Source organism: Pseudomonas quebecensis (assembly GCF_026410085.1).
GTDB lineage: Bacteria > Pseudomonadota > Gammaproteobacteria > Pseudomonadales > Pseudomonadaceae > Aquipseudomonas > Aquipseudomonas quebecensis.
Window position 1 is genome coordinate 2,290,668 of the sequence record NZ_CP112866.1, and the last position, 21,356, is coordinate 2,312,023.

The window sequence follows — 21,356 nt, forward strand, 5'->3', positions numbered from 1 at the left end:
GACAAACGATGATATCTCGTCCCAGCCATTAGAAAAATTTGGGCTAGCTGATGTTGCGTTCCCATTTGCCCCTTAATGCCCTGCGCGCCTTCGAGGCTTCGGCTCGCCACCTGAGCTTTACCCGCGCCGCCATCGAGCTGTGCGTTACCCAGGCGGCGGTCAGCCATCAGGTAAAAAGCCTGGAAGCCCAACTCAATGTCACTTTGTTCAAGCGCCTGCCGCGCGGGCTCATGCTCACCCGCGAAGGCGAAACCCTGCTGCCGGTGCTGCGGGAATCCTTCGACCGCATCGCCCAGACCCTGGGGCAGTTCGAAGGCGGGCATTACCGCGAAGTGCTAACCGTGGGCGCGGTGGGCACCTTCGCGGTGGGCTGGCTGTTGCCGCGCCTTTCGGACTTTCAGGCACGTTACCCGCTGATCGACCTGCGCCTGTCCACCCACAACAACCGTGTCGATGTGGCTGCCGAAGGCCTGGATTACGCAGTACGTTTCGGCGCCGGTGCCTGGCATGGCACCGATGCCTGCCACGTGCTGGCGGCGCCGCTGACGGTGCTGTGCATCCCGGCGATCGCCGAGCACCTGCACGCGCCGCACGATCTGTTGAAGCACACGCTGCTGCGCTCCTACCGCGCCGATGAATGGAACCTGTGGTTTCACGCCGCTGGGTTGCCCGCCGATACCCTTGTGCCACGCAGTATCGTGTTCGACTCTTCGCTGGCGATGATGGATGCCGCGTTGCAGGGGATCGGGGTGGCGTTGGCACCGGCGGTGATGTTTGCGCGGCAATTGGAAAACGATCTGATTCGCCAGCCTTTCGACGTGGGCATTACCACCGGCAGCTACTGGTTGACGCGCCTGCAGTCCAGGGCCGAGACACCGGCGATGCTGGCGTTCAAGGGCTGGCTGCAAACCCAGGCCGGTGAGGGCGAAGCTGTCCTTCTGCCATCTTCTTGAAACAAAATGAAACATTCTCGCTGGCTCGGCGATCTACTGTGGCCCCGACCTGAGGCTGTTCATGAAAATTCCGCGCCCCTCCGCCCGCATGCCGCACCTGACTCAACTACGCAATCTGAAGATGGCGCGCTCGGCCCACGCCTATGTGCGGGGCAGCACCGTGCAATTCTACGAGTGGCTGCACAGCCTGCCCGGACGCCGCTTGCCCCATGGCCCGGCGATTTGGATCTGTGGCGACTGCCACGCCGGTAATCTGGGCCCGACCGGGGACACCGACGGCCGCATCGACATGCATATCCGCGACCTCGACCAAACGGTGATCGGCAACCCGGCCCATGACCTGGTGCGCCTGGCCCTGTCCCTGGCCACGGCCGCGCGTGGCTCGGACCTGCCAGGGGTGACCACCGCACGCATGCTCGAAGAAATGATGCAGGGTTACGAACAAGCCTTCAAAGACAAGCCGGACGAAGCCCCGCCACGCCCCTCCCAGGTCAAGGCTGGCATGCGCAGCGCGGTGGCGCGTACCTGGAAGCATTTGGCGCGTGAACGGATCGAGAGCGTGCGGCCGACGATCCCGCTGGGCAAACACTTCTGGTCGCTGTCGCGGGCGGAAAAAAGTGCGTTGGAAAACGTCTGCGCCTCGGATGACATTCAGCAGTTGGTCACCTCGCTCAAGGGGCGGCCCAAGGATGCCAAGGTCGAGTTGCTGGACTCGGCGTATTGGGTCAAGGGCTGCAGTTCCCTCGGGCTGCTGCGTTATGCAGTGTTGCTCGGTGTGGGTGACAAAGATGATCAGGAGTACTGCCTGATCGATATCAAGGAAGCCGTGGGCGCGGCGGCACCCCGTGCGTCCCGGGCGAAGATGCCACGAGACAATGGTCGCCGCGTGGTTGAGGGCGCGCGTCAGTTGTCGCCGGGATTGGGCGAACGCATGGTGGCGACGCGCTTTTTGGACCATGGTTTTTTTATCCGGGAACTGCTGCCCCAGGACATGAAGCTGGAACTGGACGAACTGAGCGAAACCGACGCCATGCACGCCGCCGGTTACCTGGCCCGCGTGGTCGGCATCGCCCACGCCCGACAGATGGACCGCGCCACCCGCAAGGCCTGGATGGCGGTCCTCCAGGAGAACCGCACCCGGCAACTGGACGCGCCGTCGTGGTTATGGACCAGCGTGGTGCAACTGGTAGGCAGCCATGAGCAAGGCTACCTCAACCACTGCCGGCGATATGCCCTGGAACACTGACCCTCAGCTTGCTGTTATGAGCAGGGCAAGCCTGCTCACTGCAAGAAGCGTTTTATGTTCCAGCTCCAGGCGGGCAACCCCGCTCACAGTCGCTCTCACGCCAGGTATTTGCGAAACCACCCCAATGTGCGCTCCCACGCCAGGTTCGCCGCCGCGTCGTCGTAACGCGGTGTCGAGTCGTTGTGAAAGCCATGGTTGGCGCCCTGGTAGATATACGCCTCATAGAGGGTTCCGGCCGCCTTCAACGCTTGTTCATAGGCCGGCCAGCCTTCGTTGATGCGCGTGTCCAGCTCGCCGAAGTGCAGCATGATCGGCGCCTTGATGCGTGCAACGTCCTTCGTGTCCGGTTGGCGCCCATAAAACGACACAGCAGCGCCCAGTTCGGGATAGGCCACCGCGGCCGCATTGGTTACCCCGCCGCCATAACAGAAACCGGTGATACCGACCTTACCGTTGCCGCTGTCGTGCTTCATCAGCCATTCGATGGCCGCGAAGAAATCGTTCATCAGTTTGGTCGGGTCGACTTGCTCTTGCAGCGCCTTGCCTTTTTCATCATTGCCGGGGTAACCGCCGACCGAGGTCAGGCCGTCCGGCGCCAGGGCGATGAATCCGGCCTTGGCCAGGCGCCGCGCGACGTCTTCGATATAGGGGTTCAAACCGCGATTTTCATGCACCACCACCACCGCCGGCAGCTTGCCGCTGGCATGTGTCGGGCGCACCAGATAGCCGCGTACTGTGCCGTGGCCCTGGGGCGAGGGGTAGGTGATGTAGTCGGCGACGATGGCAGGGTCGGTGAATTTCACCTGTTCGGCCAGGGCATAGTCGGGGCTCAGCGCCGCCAGCAACGCCGACGCGGTCAGCCCGCCGAAAGTGAACAGCGCGGCGCGGTCGAGAAACTCGCGACGGTTGATCGTGCCATGGGCATAGCCGTCATAGAGTTCCAGCAGTTCGGGGGCGAAGTCTTTGGCGCTCAAGCGTTCCATCGATGCAGTCCTCGCTAAACGGTGGCAGTGAAAGGTACCCGGATTCAGTCGGTGCGACCGTGGGCAGCGGCGGCCAACTGGCCGGTATCGACACGCACAAATACCGAATCGCCGATGGCCGTGAGTACGCCGCCGGCGTACACCTCGCAGATCACCTGGGTTTTGCGCCCGACATCGCCCTCGACCCGCGCGCGTAAGGTCAGCGGTACGCCCATGGGGGTGGGCTTGATGAATTTGATGCCCAGGTTGCCGGTGACGCAGTCGATGCGCGGCACGCTGCCGGGTTCGCGTTGTTCGGCCTGGTAGTGATAAGCCATGGCGGTCCAGTTGGAGTGGCAGTCCACCAGCATCGCGATCAGGCCGCCATACACCAAGTCCGGCCAGCCGCAATAGCGGGCGTCCGGCTGGTGCTCGGCAATCACATGGACGCGGTCTTCATCCCAGCGGCTCTTGATGTGCAGGCCGTGGGGGTTGCTGCTGCCGCAGCCGTAACAGACGCCTTCCGGCGCGGTGGTGTCCTGCAGTGAAGGGGCGTGCATGTCGCATCCTTTTATTCTGTGGCGATAACTCTGTTTAGCAGGACAAACGAGGAATGGGAATAAAACGCTGAGGTAATGATGCCGCCCAGAGACGGTGTATCACCGCGCAAAACGCCTGGCGCCCGCCACGCACGCGATCACCAGCAGCGTCACCAACAGCATGCCTGGGCTGACCTGTTCATGCAGCAGCCAAGCCGCCAGCGCCAGGCCGAAGAATGGTTGCAGTAACTGCAACTGGCCGACCGCGGCGATACCGCCCTGAGCGAGGCCGCGATACCAGAATACAAAGCCGAGCAACATGCTGAACAACGCCACGTAGCCCAGGCTCAGCCACGCCGGCAGGCTGATCGCGGTGACACTCGACGGCGCCAGCAGCAGGCTCAGTGGCGCCACTACCGGCAGCGCCACCACCAGCGCCCAACAGATCACCTGCCAACCGCCCAGGCTGCGCGACAGCGTGGCGCCCTCGGCGTATCCCAGGCCGCACACCAGCACCGCCAGTAGCATCAGCAGGTCACCGGCCGGGGCAGCGGTCAGGCCCTGCGCGAAGGCGTAGCCCACCACCAGCGCGCTGCCCAGCAGCGAGAACAGCCAGAATACCGGGCGTGGCCGCTCGCCACCGCGCCACACCGCAAACACCGCCGTGGCCAGCGGCAACAGCCCGATAAACACAATGGAATGGGCTGAGGTCACGTATTGCAGCGCCAGCGCAGTCAGCAGGGGAAAACCAATCACCACGCCCAGCGAAACGATGGCCAGGGGCAGCCACTGTTGGCGGGTGGGGCGTTTTTCCTTGAACACCCACAGCAGCACTACCGCGAGCAGCGCGGCGAGGGTGGCGCGGATCACGGTCAGGAACACCGGGTCGAATTCCATTACCGCCAGGCGCGTGGCCGGCAGCGAACCGCTGAAAATCACCACGCCGATAAAACCGTTGATCCAGCCCTGTGCGCGGGTGTCCGGGGTGTCGAGCGTATGTTCCATGAGGTCTGCCTGAAAAAGAGAAGTTGCGTGGGCGTCATCCTAGGAGCGAGCATTGGCACAATCAAAAAATTGTCATGGATACACCTTGCATGCCGCGAGCCCGTTACAAACTGCTGGTCGATCGCTTCGCCCAGGCAATTCGCTCAGGCGCGATGGCGCCCGGTACTCGGCTGCCCACGCACCGTCAGTTGGCCGCCGAACATGGCCTTGCGCTGGCCACCGCGAGCCGGGTGTACACCGAGCTGGAGGTCATGGGCCTGGTCAGTGGCGAAACCGGACGCGGTACGTTTGTGCGTGAAATCGCCTTGCCGCCTGGGCAGGGCAGCGGGCAGATGAACGTGGCGGCGGGGCTGCTCGATCTGAATTTCAACTACCCGTCGTTGCCTGGTCAGGCTGACCTGCTGCGCACGGCTTTGCGTCAGTTGGCGCTGTCGGGCGACCTGGAGGCATTGCTGCGTTACCAGCCGCACGCCGGCCGCGTGCACGAGCGCGCCGCTGTCGCTCGGCATTTGCTTAGCCGCGGATTATGCGTAACCGCCGAGCAGGTGCTGGTGGTCAGCGGCGCGCAGCATGGCCTGGCGGTGACGATGATGGCGCTGCTCAAGCCCGGCGATGTGATTGCTGTCGATGCGCTGACTTACTCGGGGTTCAAGGTACTGGCCGACACGCTGCACCTGGAAATCCTGGCCCTGCCGGCCAACGCCCACGGCCCGGACCTGGACGCCCTGCAGGCGTTGTGTCGTCGCCGTCCGGTGCGCGCGGTGTACAGCATGCCGACGTTGCATAATCCACTTGGCTGGGTAATGGACCTGGCGCAGCGCGAGCGGTTGGTGCACATCGCCCAACAACACAATCTGATGATTATCGAGGACGCGGCCTACGCGTTTCTCGCCGAGGACGCGCCGCCACCCGTGGCCAGGCTGGCGCCGGAGCGCACGGTGTATGTCGGCGGGTTATCCAAAAGTGTCGCCACTGGCCTGCGGGTAGGATTTGTCGCCGCGCCACCGGCCTGGGTCAAGGCGTTGGAGCGCAGCGTCATGGCGACCACCTGGAACGTGCCCGGCGTCATGAGCGCAATCGCCGTGGGTTGGCTCGAAGACGGCACCGTGGCACAGCTGGAAGCGCAAAAGCGCGAGGATGCGCGGGCGCGCCAGGCGTTGGCGGCCCAGGTGCTCAAGGGGCTGGCTTACACCGCTCATCCCTCTTCGTATTTCTTATGGCTGCCCCTGGCCGAAGATGCCCGCGCCGATCAGGTGGCGATGCAACTGCAGCGCCAGGGCGTGTCGGTGTCCACCGCCGAGCCGTTCGCGGTCTCGACCCATGTGCCGCATGCACTGCGCCTGGCCCTGGGGTCGGTGGACATGCCGGCACTGCGCGAAGCATTGCTCAAGGTGCGCAGTGCCGTGATGTGGTGAGCCGCGCCGGCTCACCGGGGAATCAGAACTTGAAGGCCTGACGGCCGATCAGCAGCCAGTGGCCTTTGTGTTTCTGCCAGACCTGGAAGTTCTCGATATCGGTGGGCACCTCGACACCGCTGTTCACCGCCTGGGCGTGAAAGTGATTGCGCACCAGCGCGGTATCGCCGCTCAAGGTGATGGTCTGCTTCTGCATTTCCAGAGTCTTGAAGCCGCTGCGGCCGGTCTCTATGTCGGCGATGAATTCCTGCTTGTTCTGAATCTTGCCGCTGGAGTGGCCGTAGGTCAGCTTTTCGGCGGTGAGGGCCTGTAACTGATTGATGTCCTTGTGCAGCATGGCTTGGGTCAGGTGGTCGACGGCTTGGGCGACGTCCTTGTCATCGGTGGCGGGGGCGGCGGCGACATAGCCGCTGAACAGGCACAGAAAACCGATCAGCACTTTCATATTCTGCATGGGGCGTTCCTTATTGTTGTTGAGAGAGACGACATTCGATGTCGTCGTACAACCATGCAATATTTTGAAAGGGTAAGGAAATTAAATTTTGAATATCCCTGAATATAAGGCGCTTCGTGTTCGATTTAACTGGTATGACGTCCTAATACAGTGCATGGGGACGTACGGCTTCCTGTCGAACTGGCGCATCGCTATGCTCGTTGCCTCCCCCTGGCCGAGAATCAGATGGACACGTTAGTGTGCGTTCAGTGGCGGCGTGCGCGGCGGGATCAGGCGTTTGCTGCCGGTGGCTTCGTACGCCGAGGCGTAGCGCAGCAACGCCGAGTCATCGTATGCCCGACCGGCAAACGTCAGCCCCACCGGCATGCCGATATCCGCCATCACGCCCATCGGTACGGTGACGGTAGGCACGCCCAGGTGGCGGATGGCGAGGTTGCCGTTGGCCACCCAGATGCCGTTGCTCCAGGCGATGTCGGCACTGGCTTCGTTGATATCCGCATCCGCCGGGCCAACGTCGGCCACGGTGGGGAACAGCACCGCGTCGAGGCCGAGGCTGTCCATCCAGTCCTCCAGGTCGATGCGTCGGGTCTGTTCCAGGCCGCGTAGGCCGTCGGGGACGCTGGCGATTTCATTCCACGGCGTGATGCCGCGCTGGGCCATGCGCACGTACTCGTCCATGCCGGCCGCGAGGTCGTCTTCGCGGTTGGGCAGGGTGCCGGGGTCGTGGGGGAAAATCTGCGGGCCGTCGACGTCCGCCAGGCGGTTGAGGGCCGGGTCGTTATTGGCGCGCAGGAAATCGTCGAAGGCCCATGCGGAAAGCTCCCACAATTCATCGTGCAGGAACTGCTTGGACACCAGGCCACGGGTAAACACCGTCGGTGCGCCCGGGCGGTCGCCTTCGCAGTTGGACACCAGCGGGAAATCCACCTCGACCACTTCCGCGCCGGCGGCTTCCAACGCCTGGCGCGCGGCTTGCCACAGGTCAATCACGCTCGCGCGGGTGTGGATCTTCTGCCCGGTCGGGCCACCGATACCGGGTTTTTCGCTGGTGCCGGCCTCAGGGTCGGCATTGATGTACATACGTGGAACGCCGAAGCGTTTACCCGCCAGGGTTGTGCTGTCGACAGCCAGTTCAGCATAGGAAGCAGGGCGCACCGAGGTAACGCTGGGGATCGGCACCCAGGGTTGCAGGCGCCACAGGTCGCCACGGGTGTCGGGGTCTTCGGCGACCACCACGTCGAGCACTTCCAGCAGGTCGGCCATGGTGCGTGCAAACGGCACCACCACGTCCATGGTCGGGGTCAACGGCCAGTTGCCGCGCACCGAAATCACCCCGCGTGACGGCGTGTAGGCACATAGACCGTTGTTGGAGGCCGGGCCACGGCCGCTGGACCAGGTTTCTTCAGCCAGGCCGAACGCGGCGAAACTGGCCGCCGTCGCAGTACCGGCACCGTTGGACGAGCCGGAGGCGAACGGCGCGGTCAGGTAATCGGCGTTGTAGGGGCTCTCGGCACGGCCGTACACGCCGCGCTGCATACCGCCATTGGCCATCGGCGGCATATTGGTCTTGCCCAGGCAGATCGCACCACCGGCGCGCAGGCGTTCGATGGTGAACGCGTCACGACAGGCCATCAGCTTGGCGAACGCCGGGCTGCCGGAGGCCGCTGTGAGGCCTTTGACCAGGTAACTGTCCTTGGCCGTGTAAGGAATGCCATCCAATGGCCCGAGGGTCTCACCCTTGGCTCGCCGCGCATCGGACGCCCGCGCTTCTTCCAGCGCCTGGGGATTGCGCACCACCACGGCGTTCAGCGCGGTGGCCGTTTGCGGACCGTCATAGGCATCGATCCGCGCCAGGTAGGCCTTGACCAGTTCAACGGCAGTGGTCTGGCCGGATTCAAGCGCCGCGCGCAGCTGGGCAATGGAAACTTCAGTAACTTGCATCACGTTTTTTCGCCGCCTTCAGAGGGGAGGTATGGCGGCAGTCTACGGACAGATATTTCACAAAACCAGCGCGCAATAGTCCGCATAGGCACCGCGCATTACTTCCCAAGTGTGCGCATCGGCGGGGATCAGGTGTTCGATGCGCAAGGAGGTGAGGGTGATGTCCTGGGGCATGCCGAAGGTGGTGAAGGTCGATAGGAAGCTCAACTCGCCCCGGCGCGAACGGACGCGCGTCAGCACCAGCGGCGGCATAGACGCTGGCAATTCGGTGACGTCCGGCGCCGGCAAGCCGGCCAACAGCGTGGCCAACTCGGGGTTACCCAACGCTTCGCGGCTGGCGCGTTGCCAAGCCACGCTGCGGATTTCTTCGGCATTGATCAAGTGATCGCCCAGGCCGCCCGGCTGTAGCAGCGTGGCCATCAGGTTCAGGCCGTCAGTGGCTTGGGGCGCGATCCCGACCAGTTCAAACAACACCCCAGTGCTGGCATTGGCGGCCAGTACCTCCCAATGACTGCCCAGCAGGATCGCCGGCGCGGGGTTGTTGGCATGCAGCACATGGCTGACGGCTTCGCGAACCGCTGCCATGCCGGGCGCAGCGAGCGCAGTGGCGGTATAGCGCGGCGCGTAGCCGGCCGCCAGGAACACGCGGTTGCACTGCTCCAACGGTGCGTCCAGCGCGCTGAGCAGGTTATGCAGCGTGCCGGGGCTCGCCCTCGCGCGGCCGGTTTCGACGCAACTGAGATGGCGCTGGGACACACCGGTGACCAGCGCCAGTTCCAACTGGCTCAGCTTGGCGCGGCGGCGCAATTGGCGCAGTTGTGCGCCGGCAGTCGAAGGGGTGTCCATGGCCAATTCATGACCTCCTTGGTCATTGCGAGGAGCGTCACCTTATCACTAGGGTGATGCTCGATCACATCAAGGAGCAGACTATGCACAGACCTTTCATTGCCCTGGCCGCTTTGCTGGGGTTTTCCCTGTATACCCTTGTGACCCTGCTCACTGCCGAGCAATCGCTATTGGCTTTTGGCCGGCAACTGCTGTCACGCCCGGACACGGCGCAGGTGGTTATCGACCTGTACTTGATGGCAGTGCTGGCCTGCGTGTGGATGTATCGCGATACGCGTCGGCGCGGGCGGCCGATGGTGTCGGTGCTGCCGTACTGGTTGCTGACGGCGGTGTTCGTATCGGTGGGGCCGTTGTTGTATCTCGTGGTGAAGGGTTTTACCCCGCCAGCGCGCAGATAGCTCCGCTCTGGTAGATGCTGCTTGCGGTAGCGAATCGGCTCAGCACAACAGTCGGCGCCTCAAACGCCAGCCCCCGTCCCACTCACCAACTGAATCCGGTCACGCCCACCTCGCTTGGATTCATACAACGTGGCATCCCCCTGTTCGATCAACGCCGCCAGGCTGGCCGGCGGTTGGTCGAACAGCAGGGCGCCGATGCTCAGTGTCACCGGTTGCGGCGTGGTGAAGCGTTGGCAGGCCAGTTGTTGGAATTGCCCGCGTAGTTGATTGCCCAGTTCCACGATCCCCTGCGCACTGGTGGCATTGAGCAGGATGGCGAATTCGTCACCGCCCAGGCGCGCGGCCAGGGCGCCGTCGGGGGTGACGCTGCGGATCATTTCACTCAATGCGATCAGCAGGTGGTCACCGGCGCTGTGACCATGCAGGTCGTTGACGCTTTTGAAATGATCGATGTCGATCAGCAGCAGTGCGCCCGGTTGTGCGGCCGACGCCTGGGCCAGCAGGCGTGGCGCGCGCAGGTTCAGGGCGCGGCGGTTGTAGAGCGCGGTGAGCGGGTCGCGGGCGGCGAGGCGGGCGATGTGCTGTTCGCGGCGATAGCGTTCCGAGCCGGTCATCGACAGCGCAATCAGCATGATCGCCATGGCGCCTTCCACCAGTGACACCTGGATGATTTCGCCCTTGAACGCCGCGAGGTCGATCAAGGTGCCGGGAACCACCGCCGACGCAGCCTTGGCCACGTAGAAAGCGCCATGAATCAATAAAACATAGCGCAGTTGCACCGCGCCGACGCTCAGGGATTTGCCATGGGGACGCAGCAGAGAACTGGCGCGCAACGTCGGCAACGCCACCAGCAGCGACTGCACCGCCAACATCGCCTTTGACCACGGCAGGTCGGCCGGCAGCATCAGCATCCCAAGCCACACCACCAGCATCAGTGCCCAAAGCGGTGAAAGGCGCACCTGGGTAAACCGCGCCACCCCGAGCAAAAACAGAAAATGTGCGCTCACCAGCAAACCGTTGGCGAACCAGATGCCGATCACCAGGTAGCCATTGATACGCAGCAGCGCCAGGGTCGAGCCGACGGTGATGGTGGCGAAACCGGCGCTCCAACAGAGCAAGGAGGGTTCGCGCACACTGCGCCATTCAATCAACAGGTAAAGCGCAGCCGCGGCCGCGAGGGCGACGGTCAGGGCCAGGATCGTGGGTGGGTCGAGCGTCATAGCGTGCAGAACTGCCTGGTGTGCGTTTAAACGCGAATTGTAAGCGCACACACAGGTTTTTCAGAACACAAACCGTAATGGCATACCGCCATCCGATGGCCGGCGGTCAAACCCCTTTAGTTGACGGCAGCAGCACCGTGAGTATCCCCACCAACGGCAGGAACGAGCACAGCTTGTAGACGTATTCGATGCCGTGGTTGTCCGCCAGCAGGCCGAGCAAGGCTGCACCGATCCCGCTGAAGCCGAACATCAGGCCGAAGAAGATGCCGGCGATCATGCCGACATTGCCCGGCACCAGCTCCTGGGCGAACACCACGATGGCCGAGAACGCGGAGGCCAGGATAAAACCGATCACCACGCTGAGCACGGCGGTCCAGAACAGGTCGACATAGGGCAGCGCCAGGGTGAACGGCGCGGCGCCGAGGATCGAGAACCAGATGACTTTCTTGCGCCCGATGCGATCGCCGATCGGCCCGCCGAAGAACGTGCCCGCGGCCACTGCACCGAGGAACAGGAACAGGTACAGCTGGGAATTGGCCACCGACAGGTGGAATTTTTCGATCAGGTAGAAGGTGAAGTAGCTGGTCAGGCTGGACATGTAGAAGTACTTGGAAAATACCAGCACCGCGAGCACCACCAGGGCAAACGTCACGCGGCCCTTGGACAGGCCGTGGGTGGCCTGGCCGCCCTGCTTTAGCTTGAACAGGTTGAGGTGGTTGCGATACCAGCGGCTCAAGCCATACAACACGCCGATGGCGAACACCGCAAACAGGCCGAACCAGGCGATATGGTCCTGGCCGTAGGGGATGATAATCGCCGCCGCCAGCAGCGGGCCGAATGCGCTGCCGGTGTTGCCGCCGACCTGGAAGGTCGATTGTGCCAGGCCGTAGCGACCGCCGGAGGCCAGGCGCGCGACGCGCGAGGTTTCCGGGTGAAAGGTCGACGAGCCCACGCCCACCAGGCCGGCGGCGAGCAGGATCGCCGCGAAGCTGCCGACAAACGCCAGCAGCAGGATGCCGACCAACGTGCAGACCATTCCGGCCGGCAGCAGCCACGGCTTGGGATGACGGTCGGTGTGATAGCCGATCCACGGCTGCAGCAGCGAAGCGGTGAGCTGGAAGGTGAGGGTGATCATGCCCACCTGGGTAAAGCTCAACCCATAGTTGGCCTTGAGCATCGGATAGATCGACGGCAGCACCGCCTGGATCAGGTCATTGATCAGGTGCGCCAGGGCGCAGGCGCCGATGACGCGTAGCACCAGCGGACTGGCTTGGGGTGGGCTCGGGGTGGCGACAGGTGAGGCGGTCAGGGTCGACATGCAGGCATTCCATACAAGGCAGCAAACGGTGTGGAGACGGGCAGCGATGCTATGAATCGCTGCTCTCTATCTGGACGCGGTGTTTATGCTAGATTCGGCGCAAATGCCTGTCTCGCGTAATTGGGGCGGCAATCATCGCAAAAAGGGCGAAATGATCAAATCACTGGACACATTCCTGCGCGAGATCGACGAGGGCGACTGGGCCGTGATCAGTTCGGCCACCGACTACCCGGAAAACTGGGTGATCCCCGACCACAGTCACGAGAAGCACCAACTGTTGTACGCCACCGAGGGTGTGATGGTGGTGCATTCGGCGCACAACCAGTGGACCGTGCCGCCCCATCGCGGTTTCTGGATGCCCAGCGGTCATGTTCATTCCCTGCGCTGCGTGGGCGCGTTGAAAATGCGCAGCGTGTTCGTGCGTCCCGAAAGTTTCCCGAATTTGCCGAGCGAGACCAAGGCGGTGAGCATTTCGCCGCTGCTGAGCGAGCTGATCAAGGCATCGGTCAGCCTCAAGCCGCCGTACGCAGAAGACTCGCGGGACGCGCGCATCATGCACTTGATCCTGGATGAGCTGGCGTTGTTACCGGCCTTGCCACTGTCGCTGCCGCAGCCGGCCGACCCGCGTATCCGGCAGATCTGCGAGGCCTGGCAGCACGATCCCGGTGATGCCTCCACCGTCGCCCACTGGAGCGCGCGGCTGGCGCTGGACCAGAAAACCATCCAGCGTCTGTTCCGCAAAGACACCGGTATGACCTTCGGGCAGTGGCGCCAGCAGGCGCGCCTGTTACTGGCATTGGAGCGCATTGCGCTGGGCGAGAAAATCATCGACGTGGCGCTGACGCTGGGCTACGACAGCCCCAGCGCCTTCACCAGCATGTTCAAGAAACAGTTCGGCAAAACGCCGAGTCAGTTTTTTACCTAAGCCGTCGCGTCAGCCCAGCAACCCATGGAACGCAGTGATGTCCAGCGGGCGGCTCAGGAAATAGCCCTGGCCCTCGTCGCAGGCCACCGACTTGAGCATCGCCAAGTGTTCGGCGGTCTCGATGCCTTCGGCGGTTACCGTCAGCGACAGTGCGCGACCCAGGCCGACGATGGCCTGGATAATAGCCTTGTCATCCTCGCTTTCTTCCAGGCGATTGAGGAAGCTGCGGTCGATCTTCAGGCCGTCGAACGGGAACGCGCGCAGGTAGCTCAGCGATGAATAGCCGGTGCCGAAATCGTCCATGGCGATGCGCACCCCAAGCTGCTTGAGGGCATGCATCACTTCCAGCGCGCCGGGAGCGTCTTCGAGCATCACGCTTTCGGTGATTTCCAGCTCGACCCGCGCCGGATCAATGCCCGAGGCCTGCAACGCCTGCTGCACGCGCTCCACCAGATTGCCGCGCTTGAACTCGGTGGGCGACAGGTTCACCGACACAAACAGCAGGTCCGGCCAGCGCGCCGCATAAGCACAGGCCGTTTCCAGGACCCAGTCGCTCAGCGCCAGGATCAGCCCGGACTCTTCGGCAATCGGAATAAATGTGTCCGGCGCGATCAGCCCACGCACCGGATGTTGCCAACGCACCAGTGCTTCGGCGCCGACCATTTGCCCGTCGGTGATGCGGTAACGCGGCTGGAAGTGCAGGCGCAGTTCGGCGTGCTTGATCGCGAAGCGCAGGTCGCTTTCCAGGCGGCGCCGCTCGATGATCCGCGCGTTCATTTCCCCGGAGTAGAAACGCCAGGTATTACGCCCCGCGGACTTGGCTTCATAGAGCGCAATGTCGGCATAGCGCAACAGCTCGGTTACGTTGCCGGCGTCATTGGGCGCCAGGGCGATACCGATGCTGGCGCTGATAAACACCTCCTGCTCGTCGATCCGCACGGCCTGCTCGATGGAGGCGATCAAGCGTCGACACAGGTTCTCGACCTCGTCCTGGGTGCCGGCATCGCTGAGGATCAACACAAACTCATCGCCGCCGACCCTGGCCACCAGATCGCCATGGCGCACACAATCGGCCAGGCGCCCGGAAACCTCGTTGAGCACCCGGTCGCCGGCGGCGTGACCGAGCAGGTCGTTGACCGGTTTGAAGCGGTCCAGGTCCAGGCTGAGCATCACCAGCGGACGGTCCGGAGATGGCAAGGTCTTGAGCTTGCCATTGAGGAATGCCTGCAGGCGCGTGCGGTTGGCCAGCCCGGTGAGCGCGTCATGCTGGGACAGGAACTCGATACGCCGACGTGCCTCGACTTCTTCGGTGACGTCCGTAGCGGTGCCACGAAAACCCCCACAAGGCATTTCCCGCGCGGCCAGGCGGGTCATGCGCTCCTGGCCCTGGGCATCTACGTAGCGACATTGCAGGCTCAAGTCCGGACGGCGCTCGGGGTCGCCCAGCCATTGCGAGAGCAGGCCTGCCTCGGTGCCGAGCAGGTCAACCATGGCCGCGCCGATCCAGGCGTGGCGGTCCAGCCCGGTGACACTCTGGAAACGCTCCGACAGGTAAGTGAAGCGCCAGTGTGCGTCGATTTCCCAGACCCAGTCGGAGCTGGCCTCCACCACGTCGCGAAAACGCGCTTCGCTGGTGGCCAAGGCGTTCTGGCTGTTCTGCAGCGAGGCATGGCTGGCATCCAGGGCCAAGGCGTCCGCCGTGGCCCGGCGTGAAATCACCCAGGCCATCAGGCACACCAGCAATGCGGCCAGGCTCAGCAGCGGCAGGCCAATGCCTATAAGGCGCAGGCCGGGACGTTCGGGGTCCCAATGCAGGCTGCCGGCGTCGCCGTTTTCGCCCAGGGGCACCAGCAGCACATTGCCGATGTCATCGGGCGTGGCGATGTGCAGATTGTTCACGCCGAATTCACGGCCGATTAGCGCCAGCTTGTCGGCGGTGAGCAGGTCGACGAACACCAGCACCGAGGGCAGCCGGCCATCGACGGTGACCGTGGGATCGGTGCCTGGGGTGATGGCTGCGGCGGCCACCAGCGCGGGGCTGCCGCGTACGTTGATAAAACGCGTGACCGGAGCCTGGTCCTCGGCACCGGCGCGGGCCTGCTCAAGAATGCCGGTGATGGGCTGCCCCAGCCATTGGCTGAGTTCGACGCTCTGCATTTCGCCCTCGACCACGGCGTAGACCGTCTGGTCGGCCTCGTTGACCACAAACAGCCCCTGGAAGCCGAAGTCCTTGAACAGCGTCGGGCCGACGTTTTCACGCACGTAGGCCCATTCCGTGTCGACGGTGACGTGCAGGTGCTTGTAGGCATCGCTCCAGAACGCGTAGTCCTTGACGGTCAAGCGCAGGGATTTTTCCAGCGACTGCATGGCTTTGCGCGTATAAAAAGCGCTTTCGACTTGCTCGGTGTGGTCCAGGTCGTGCGCGATGTACACCAGAGAATAAGCCGCTGCGATAAACACACACGCCAACAAGGCCATGAAATTGAGCAGTGAGGTGCGGGTCAGCGAAAGGCTGGTGCGGGTGGACAGGGTACGGACGATAGGAGCGAGAGTATTTGGCATTATTTCCCGCAGGGCGTCGCTGCAAGTCATGGATATGACAGTTTATCGGCGCTCCCTCAGAAATATTTAGGTCGATCTTGGCCGCCGCAATCGCGAAGCTGCCGCTGCCGCAGATACCGATCACGCCGATGCGTTCGCGGTCGACCATGGGCCGAGTGCCCAGGAAATCCATGGCGGCACTGAAATCCTCGACATACAGGTCAGGCAGCACGGTATTGCGCGGCTGGCCGGCGCTTTCGCCCCAGAACGAGAGGTCCAGGGACAGCGTGCGATTGCCCGGCATGTGCCAGGCCCCGGCGACAGCCCGATGCCGATTCCAGGCCTGGGTTTCTATCGACGTGAATGGCCGCAGCCTCCAGTGGTGTGCATGGTCGAGCCATGCATCGTGCTGGTGGCGCAGGGCGAAAAAGCAGTTGTGGGTCGGCGGCCATGGCTACGGCTATGACCCTGCGCGCTTCCTGCTGACGTCCCTGGATATTCCGGCCAATTCCGAGGTGGTGCGCGCCAGCGCCGAGCAGCCGTGCCTGGGCCTGACCTTCAAGCTCGACCTGCGCATGCTTGCGGAGTTGATCGCCCAGGGCGAGACGCCGCCCACCCGTGAGCGGGCCGCATTGACAGGCGTAGGTATCGGCACCGTCACCGGCGGCCTGCTCGATGGGGTCGCGCGTCTGGTGGCGTTGCTGGATGAACCCGCCGCTATCCCGGTGCTCGCGCCGTTGATCCAGCGCGAGATCCATTATCGGCTCCTGCAGAGCGATCAGGCCGGTCGCCTGCGACGCATCTGTGCCGTGGACGGGCAGGGCTATCGCATCGCCAAAGCCATCGACTGGTTAAAGCTCAACTACGACGCGACGCTGCGTGTGGATGAGCTGGCGGCGCGGCTGCAGATGAGTGCGGCCACGTTCCACCATCACTTTCGCCAGCTGACGGCGATGAGCCCGTTGCAGTATCAGAAATGGTTGCGCTTGAACGAGGCACGCCGGTTGATGCTCAACGAGCATCACGACGTTTCCAGCGCGGCCTTCAGGGTGGGGTATGAAAGCCCGTCGCAATTCAGCCGCGAATACAGTCGACTGTTCGGCTTGCCGCCCAAGCGCGATATCGCCGGGCTGCGCCGAGGCATCCACTAGCGCTCGTGGGCAGTGAGGTTGGCGAAGAAGATGCAGCCGATCAGGCGCGCGAACAGGCTCAGGGTTTCGGCGAGGTTGGGGTCGTCGAACAGCATCGCCTTGGAGTCCAGCGCACACAGCGCACCGAACAGACGGCCGTCGGGCAGGAAAATCGGAGCACCGGCGTAGCTCTCGATGGCGTACTGCTTGACCACCGGGCGCGTGGCGAAGCGGCCGTTCTGACTGACCTGGGGGATGAACAGGGTCTGCGGGTTGATGCAGAACTCACTGCACAGCGTAGTTTCCAGATCGAGCACGTCATCCGGATGGATGCCCATGTCGAAAGGGTCATGCACCGAGCACACCACCCATTCCAGGTCGGTGAATTTGGCGATGCCGGCAAAGCGCATGCCGGTCAGACGCGTGACGAGTTGCAGGATGCTGGTGGTGGCTTCGATTTCGGCGATGGCGGCGCGTTCTTCCGGGCTGAGCAATGACAGTGGTGCGGTGACGCTGGAAAGCATGCTGAACACTCCAAAGGCGCGGTGGTGGTGGCCACCGCGCACGGACAGGTCTTAGTTGATGCGAGGATGCTGTTGCACCAGGTTTTCACGCTTGGCTTCAAGCTCGGCGATCTCGGCGTCGATATCTTCGATCTTCTGCTCGATATTGTCATGGTGTTCTTGCAGCAGTTCCTTGGCTTCTTCCATGTCCGAGGCAGCCGGAGCCGCACCGCGCAGAGGGCGGTTGGCGGTTTCTTTCATCGTCAGGCCGGTGATCAGGCCGACCACCGCAAACGCCATCAGGTAGTAAGCGGGCATGTACAAGTCATTGGTGGTTTCCACCAGCCAGGCGACGGCGGTCGGCGTCAGGCCTGCGATCAGCACCGAGACGTTGAACGCGCTGGCCAGCGCGCTGTAGCGCAGGTGCGTGGGGAACATCGCCGGCAGGGTGGAAGCCATGACGCCGATAAAGAAGTTCAGCACGATGGCCAGGATCAACAGCCCCGCGAAGATCAGACCGATCTTGCCGCTGGTGATCAGCATAAAGGCCGGGATCGCCAGCAACAGCAGGCCGATGCTGCCGGCAATAATGAAGGGTTTGCGGCCGATCTTGTCACTGACAAATCCGATGAACGGTTGCACGAACAGCATGCCGACCATGATCGCGATGATGATCAGCACACCGCTGTTTTCTTTGTAATGCAGATTGTGGGACAGATAGCTCGGCATGTACGTGAGCAGCATGTAGTACGTCACGTTGGTCGCCGCCACGATGCCGATACACGTGAGCAGGCTGCGCCAGTGTTTGGTGGCGACTTCCTTGAACGAGACTTTCGGGCCGTGGGACAGGCCTTCGCGGTCGCCTTGTTCGAGGCTGTCCATGTGCTGCTGGAACGCCGGAGTTTCTTCCAGTGCGTGGCGCAGATACAGACCAATCATGCCCAGAGGCAGGGCAAGGAAGAACGGCAGGCGCCAGCCCCAGGACTCGAACTGGGCTTCGCCGAGGATGCTGGAGATCAGCACCACCACACCGGCGCCGAGCACGAAGCCGGCGATGGAACCGAAGTCCAGCCAACTGCCGAGGAAGCCGCGCTTACGGTCCGGCGCGTATTCGGCGACGAAGATCGATGCGCCGGTGTATTCACCGCCCACCGAGAAACCTTGCGCCATCTTGCACAGCAGCAACAGGATCGGCGCCCAGATGCCGATGCTGTCGTAGCCGGGGATGAGGCCGATGGCGAAGGTGCTCAGCGACATGATCACGATGGTCGCCGCCAGGACTTTCTGCCGCCCATACTTGTCGCCCAGGGCGCCGAAGAACAGGCCACCCAGCGGACGAATCAAAAACGGTACAGAGAAGGTGGCCAGCGCGGCGATCATTTGCACGCTGGGCGAAGCGTCCGGGAAAAACACCTTGCCCAGCACATAGGCGACAAACCCGTAGACGCCAAAGTCGAACCATTCCATGGCGTTACCCAGTGCAGCGGCGGTGATCGCCTTGCGCATCTTGGTGTCATCGACAATGGTGATGTCATTCAATCCGATGGGATTGACGCTTTTCTTACGTGATTTCATGCGGACCACTCTAAAACAGAACAGGGGAGGTGCTATCACTGCGATAGCACCGCTCTGTCACTTCAGATACAAGTGCATGCGAAATAATTCACCGCTATTTGCGTTTTTTTGCGGATAGGGTGAGTGGCCTTAACCCCTAAGGAGCAATCAGCGAATGTCGTCCAGCAACTCACGCCTGGTTTACCGTGCGCCCCAACCCGATGATGTGCAGCGATTGTTCGCGATCTTCGGCGACCCCCAGACGAACCTGTTCAACCCGGCGGGGCCTATGCAGCATTGGGCGGATGCACAACGGCTGCTCGACAGATGGATGGCGCAGTGGGCCAGCGGCGGCTACGGCTGGTGGGCGATTGCCCATCGCGACACGCCGTGCCACATCATCGGCTTTGGTGGTATCGCGCCTATGAATTACCTCGGCCAGCAGCGTATCAACCTTGGCTATCGCTTTGCCGTTCAGGCCTGGGGGCAGGGCTATGCCACCGAACTGGGCCGCGACGCGCTGACACTGGCGTTCGAAACCCTCCAATTGCCCGAAGTGTTCGGGCTGGTGCGTCCGGACCACACGGCGTCGATCCGCGTGCTGGAGAAGATCGGCATGCAGCGCCACGGCCTGCTCGACGACGTTCCCGGCCAGGCACCGAGCCTGGTGCTGCGGGTTTGCCGCCCAGCGACTGAACCGGCCTGAGCAGGGCCGACCAACAGCTCTGTGGCGAGCGGGCTTGCCCCGCGCTGGATTGCGCAGCAGCCCTCAAAAGCACACCGCGTTTCTCCCGCTGATGAAACGGTAATTACCCGCCTTGTCATCATATGACCTTGCTTGAACGAGGCTGCCTAATTTACCGGTAATGCCGGATTGACAGCGTCCACGCGGCCCGATATAAAAGCCGCAGTTGTACGACGACATATGACGTTGCGTATGTCCTATCTAACAAAAATAAAAAGTGATGCCATGAATCTAAGCGAGCCCATCAAAGCCCATCGTGTCGGCCAGGCCGTCGGCAACTATCGTTGGACCATCTGCGCGATGCTGTTTTTCGCCACGACCGTCAACTACCTCGACCGCCAGGTGCTCAGCCTGCTGGCGCCGCAGTTGTCGACGCAATTCGGCTGGAGCAACACCGATTACGCCAACATCGCCGCCGTGTTCCAGTTTGTGTATGCCATTTCCATGCTGTTCGCCGGACGCTTCGTCGACAAAATCGGTACCAAGGCGGCCTATGTGATCGCCATCGCCATTTGGTCCACGGGTGCGGTGATGCATGCGTTCTCCGTGCCGATGGGCGAGGGCATCGCCGCCATCAGCGGCGCCATCGGGCTGGCAGTGATCCCGGTGTCGATTGCCGGCTTCATGCTGTCCCGCGCGGTGCTGGCGGTTGGTGAGGCGGGTAACTTCCCGATTGCGATCAAGGCTACCGCTGAATACTTCCCCAAAAAAGAACGCTCGCTGGCCACCGGTATCTTCAACTCCGGTGCCAACGTCGGTGCGATCCTGGCGCCGATCTGCGTACCGCTGATCGCCGGCCTGTGGGGCTGGGAAGCCTCCTTCATCGTGATCGGCATGCTCGGTTTCGTATGGGTAGCGGTATGGATCGGGCTGTATCAGAAGCCTGAAGAGCAGAAACGCCTGTCGGCCGAGGAGTTGGCTTACATCCGCAGCGACCAGACCGTTCAGCCGTTCGCCCAGGCACCTGCAGGCGCCACGCCGAAAAAAGTCTCGTGGTTCAAGTTGCTCACTTATCGCCAAACCTGGGCCTTTGCGTTCGGCAAGTTCATGACCGACGGCGTGTGGTGGTTTTTCCTGTTCTGGTTGCCCACCTACCTGGCGGCGCAATACGGCATGAAAGGCGCCGATATCGTGATGCCCCTGGCCGTGCTGTACAGCATGACCATGGTCGGCAGCATCGGCGGCGGCTGGTTCCCCAGCTACTTCATGGCCCGAGGCGACGCCCCGTACGACGGCCGCATGAAAGCCATGCTGGTGATTGCGCTGTTCCCATTGGTGGTCCTGCTGGCGCAGCCGTTGGGCTACATCAGCTTCTGGGTGCCGGTATTGTTGATCGGCGTCGGTGCTTCGGCGCACCAGGCATGGTCGTGCAACATCTTCACCACGGTGTCCGATATGTTTCCGCAGAAAACCGTGGCCTCGGTAGTTGGCATTGGCGGCATGGCCGGCGGGCTGGGCGGTGTAGTGATGACCAAGATCGGCGGCTGGGTATTTGACTACTACAAGTCCATCAATGACATCCACACCGGCTACATGATCATGTTCGCGATCTGTGCCCTGGCGTATCTGGTGGCCTGGAGCGTGATGAAGACCCTGGTGCCACGCCACAAGGAAATCACTGACCTGTAAATCAATCTGCCGGAGCGGGCACACCGCTCCGG

18 protein-coding genes and 2 pseudogenes are annotated in these 21,356 nt (G+C 62.7%); 8 read left to right on the forward strand and 12 right to left on the reverse strand.

Annotated features, from left to right (window positions below):
* Positions 1-50: 50 nt before the first annotated feature.
* Positions 51-953 (forward strand): LysR family transcriptional regulator, encoded by a 903-nt coding sequence (locus OSC50_RS10670; protein WP_266249656.1) that lies wholly within the window; start codon positions 51-53, stop codon positions 951-953.
* Between the two features lie 61 nt (positions 954-1,014).
* Entirely contained in the window at positions 1,015-2,199 is a 1,185-nt protein-coding gene (locus tag OSC50_RS10675; protein WP_181077908.1) for a DUF2252 domain-containing protein, read from the forward strand.
* A gap of 95 nt (positions 2,200-2,294) precedes the next feature.
* On the opposite strand, the gene yghX is transcribed toward OSC50_RS10675, so the two are convergent.
* From yghX to OSC50_RS10690, 3 genes are all read right to left on the reverse strand, one after another.
* Positions 2,295-3,182, reverse strand: coding sequence for a YghX family hydrolase (gene yghX, locus OSC50_RS10680; protein ID WP_266249654.1), 888 nt, complete (start codon positions 3,180-3,182; stop codon positions 2,295-2,297).
* A gap of 44 nt (positions 3,183-3,226) precedes the next feature.
* The gene (locus OSC50_RS10685) at positions 3,227-3,721 is read right to left on the reverse strand and encodes a PaaI family thioesterase (protein ID WP_266249652.1); all 495 of its coding nucleotides are present in this window, start codon (positions 3,719-3,721) and stop codon (positions 3,227-3,229) included.
* Positions 3,722-3,820: 99 nt separating this feature from the next.
* Entirely contained in the window at positions 3,821-4,705 is an 885-nt protein-coding gene (locus OSC50_RS10690; protein ID WP_266249650.1) for a DMT family transporter, read from the reverse strand.
* Between the two features lie 89 nt (positions 4,706-4,794).
* Between OSC50_RS10690 and OSC50_RS10695 the strand changes: the two genes are divergently transcribed.
* Positions 4,795-6,120 (forward strand): aminotransferase-like domain-containing protein, encoded by a 1,326-nt coding sequence (locus OSC50_RS10695; protein ID WP_253507948.1) that lies wholly within the window; start codon positions 4,795-4,797, stop codon positions 6,118-6,120.
* A gap of 22 nt (positions 6,121-6,142) precedes the next feature.
* Here the strand turns inward: OSC50_RS10695 and OSC50_RS10700 are convergent, their stop codons facing one another.
* From OSC50_RS10700 to OSC50_RS10710, 3 genes are all read right to left on the reverse strand, one after another.
* Positions 6,143-6,574, reverse strand: coding sequence for a nuclear transport factor 2 family protein (locus OSC50_RS10700; RefSeq protein WP_253507946.1), 432 nt, complete (start codon positions 6,572-6,574; stop codon positions 6,143-6,145).
* Between the two features lie 234 nt (positions 6,575-6,808).
* The gene (locus OSC50_RS10705) at positions 6,809-8,518 is read right to left on the reverse strand and encodes an amidase (protein WP_181077898.1); all 1,710 of its coding nucleotides are present in this window, start codon (positions 8,516-8,518) and stop codon (positions 6,809-6,811) included.
* Positions 8,519-8,572: 54 nt separating this feature from the next.
* Complete coding sequence (locus tag OSC50_RS10710; protein WP_181077897.1) at positions 8,573-9,361, reverse strand: helix-turn-helix domain-containing protein; 789 nt, start codon at positions 9,359-9,361, stop codon at positions 8,573-8,575.
* 83 nt (positions 9,362-9,444) lie between these two features.
* Between OSC50_RS10710 and OSC50_RS10715 the strand changes: the two genes are divergently transcribed.
* On the forward strand, positions 9,445-9,759 hold the full coding sequence (locus OSC50_RS10715; protein WP_181077896.1) for a DUF2834 domain-containing protein: 315 nt from the start codon (positions 9,445-9,447) through the stop codon (positions 9,757-9,759).
* Between the two features lie 59 nt (positions 9,760-9,818).
* Here the strand turns inward: OSC50_RS10715 and OSC50_RS10720 are convergent, their stop codons facing one another.
* Both OSC50_RS10720 and OSC50_RS10725 read right to left on the reverse strand, forming a co-directional pair.
* The gene (locus tag OSC50_RS10720; RefSeq protein WP_266249646.1) at positions 9,819-10,979 is read right to left on the reverse strand and encodes a GGDEF domain-containing protein; all 1,161 of its coding nucleotides are present in this window, start codon (positions 10,977-10,979) and stop codon (positions 9,819-9,821) included.
* Positions 10,980-11,085: 106 nt separating this feature from the next.
* Entirely contained in the window at positions 11,086-12,297 is a 1,212-nt protein-coding gene (locus tag OSC50_RS10725; protein WP_181077894.1) for an MFS transporter, read from the reverse strand.
* A 103-nt stretch (positions 12,298-12,400) separates the two neighbouring features.
* On the opposite strand from OSC50_RS10725, the gene OSC50_RS10730 reads away from it, so the two are divergent.
* Positions 12,401-13,222, forward strand: coding sequence for an AraC family transcriptional regulator (locus OSC50_RS10730; RefSeq protein ID WP_253507942.1), 822 nt, complete (start codon positions 12,401-12,403; stop codon positions 13,220-13,222).
* Positions 13,223-13,231: 9 nt separating this feature from the next.
* Here the strand turns inward: OSC50_RS10730 and OSC50_RS10735 are convergent, their stop codons facing one another.
* Positions 13,232-15,784, reverse strand: coding sequence for a bifunctional diguanylate cyclase/phosphodiesterase (locus OSC50_RS10735; protein WP_181077892.1), 2,553 nt, complete (start codon positions 15,782-15,784; stop codon positions 13,232-13,234).
* A 34-nt stretch (positions 15,785-15,818) separates the two neighbouring features.
* Positions 15,819-16,052, reverse strand: a pseudogene (locus OSC50_RS10740) (alpha/beta hydrolase); the annotation flags it as partial.
* Positions 16,053-16,055: 3 nt separating this feature from the next.
* Between OSC50_RS10740 and OSC50_RS10745 the strand changes: the two are divergent.
* Positions 16,056-16,914, forward strand: a pseudogene (locus OSC50_RS10745) (AraC family transcriptional regulator).
* On the opposite strand, the gene OSC50_RS10750 reads toward OSC50_RS10745, so the two are convergent.
* Together OSC50_RS10750 and proP are read right to left on the reverse strand one after the other, a co-directional pair.
* Positions 16,911-17,417 (reverse strand): GAF domain-containing protein, encoded by a 507-nt coding sequence (locus tag OSC50_RS10750; RefSeq protein ID WP_181077888.1) that lies wholly within the window; start codon positions 17,415-17,417, stop codon positions 16,911-16,913. The pseudogene OSC50_RS10745 and the gene OSC50_RS10750 sit on opposite strands and share 4 nt — an antisense overlap.
* Positions 17,418-17,468: 51 nt before the next feature.
* The gene (proP, locus tag OSC50_RS10755; RefSeq protein WP_181077887.1) at positions 17,469-18,971 is read right to left on the reverse strand and encodes a glycine betaine/L-proline transporter ProP; all 1,503 of its coding nucleotides are present in this window, start codon (positions 18,969-18,971) and stop codon (positions 17,469-17,471) included.
* A 154-nt stretch (positions 18,972-19,125) separates the two neighbouring features.
* On the opposite strand from proP, the gene OSC50_RS10760 reads away from it, so the two are divergent.
* Positions 19,126-19,656, forward strand: a complete 531-nt coding sequence (locus OSC50_RS10760; protein WP_266249643.1) for a GNAT family N-acetyltransferase — start codon at positions 19,126-19,128, stop codon at positions 19,654-19,656.
* A gap of 264 nt (positions 19,657-19,920) precedes the next feature.
* On the forward strand, positions 19,921-21,324 hold the full coding sequence (locus tag OSC50_RS10765; RefSeq protein ID WP_266249641.1) for an MFS transporter: 1,404 nt from the start codon (positions 19,921-19,923) through the stop codon (positions 21,322-21,324).
* The last annotated feature ends 32 nt before the right edge of the window (positions 21,325-21,356 follow it).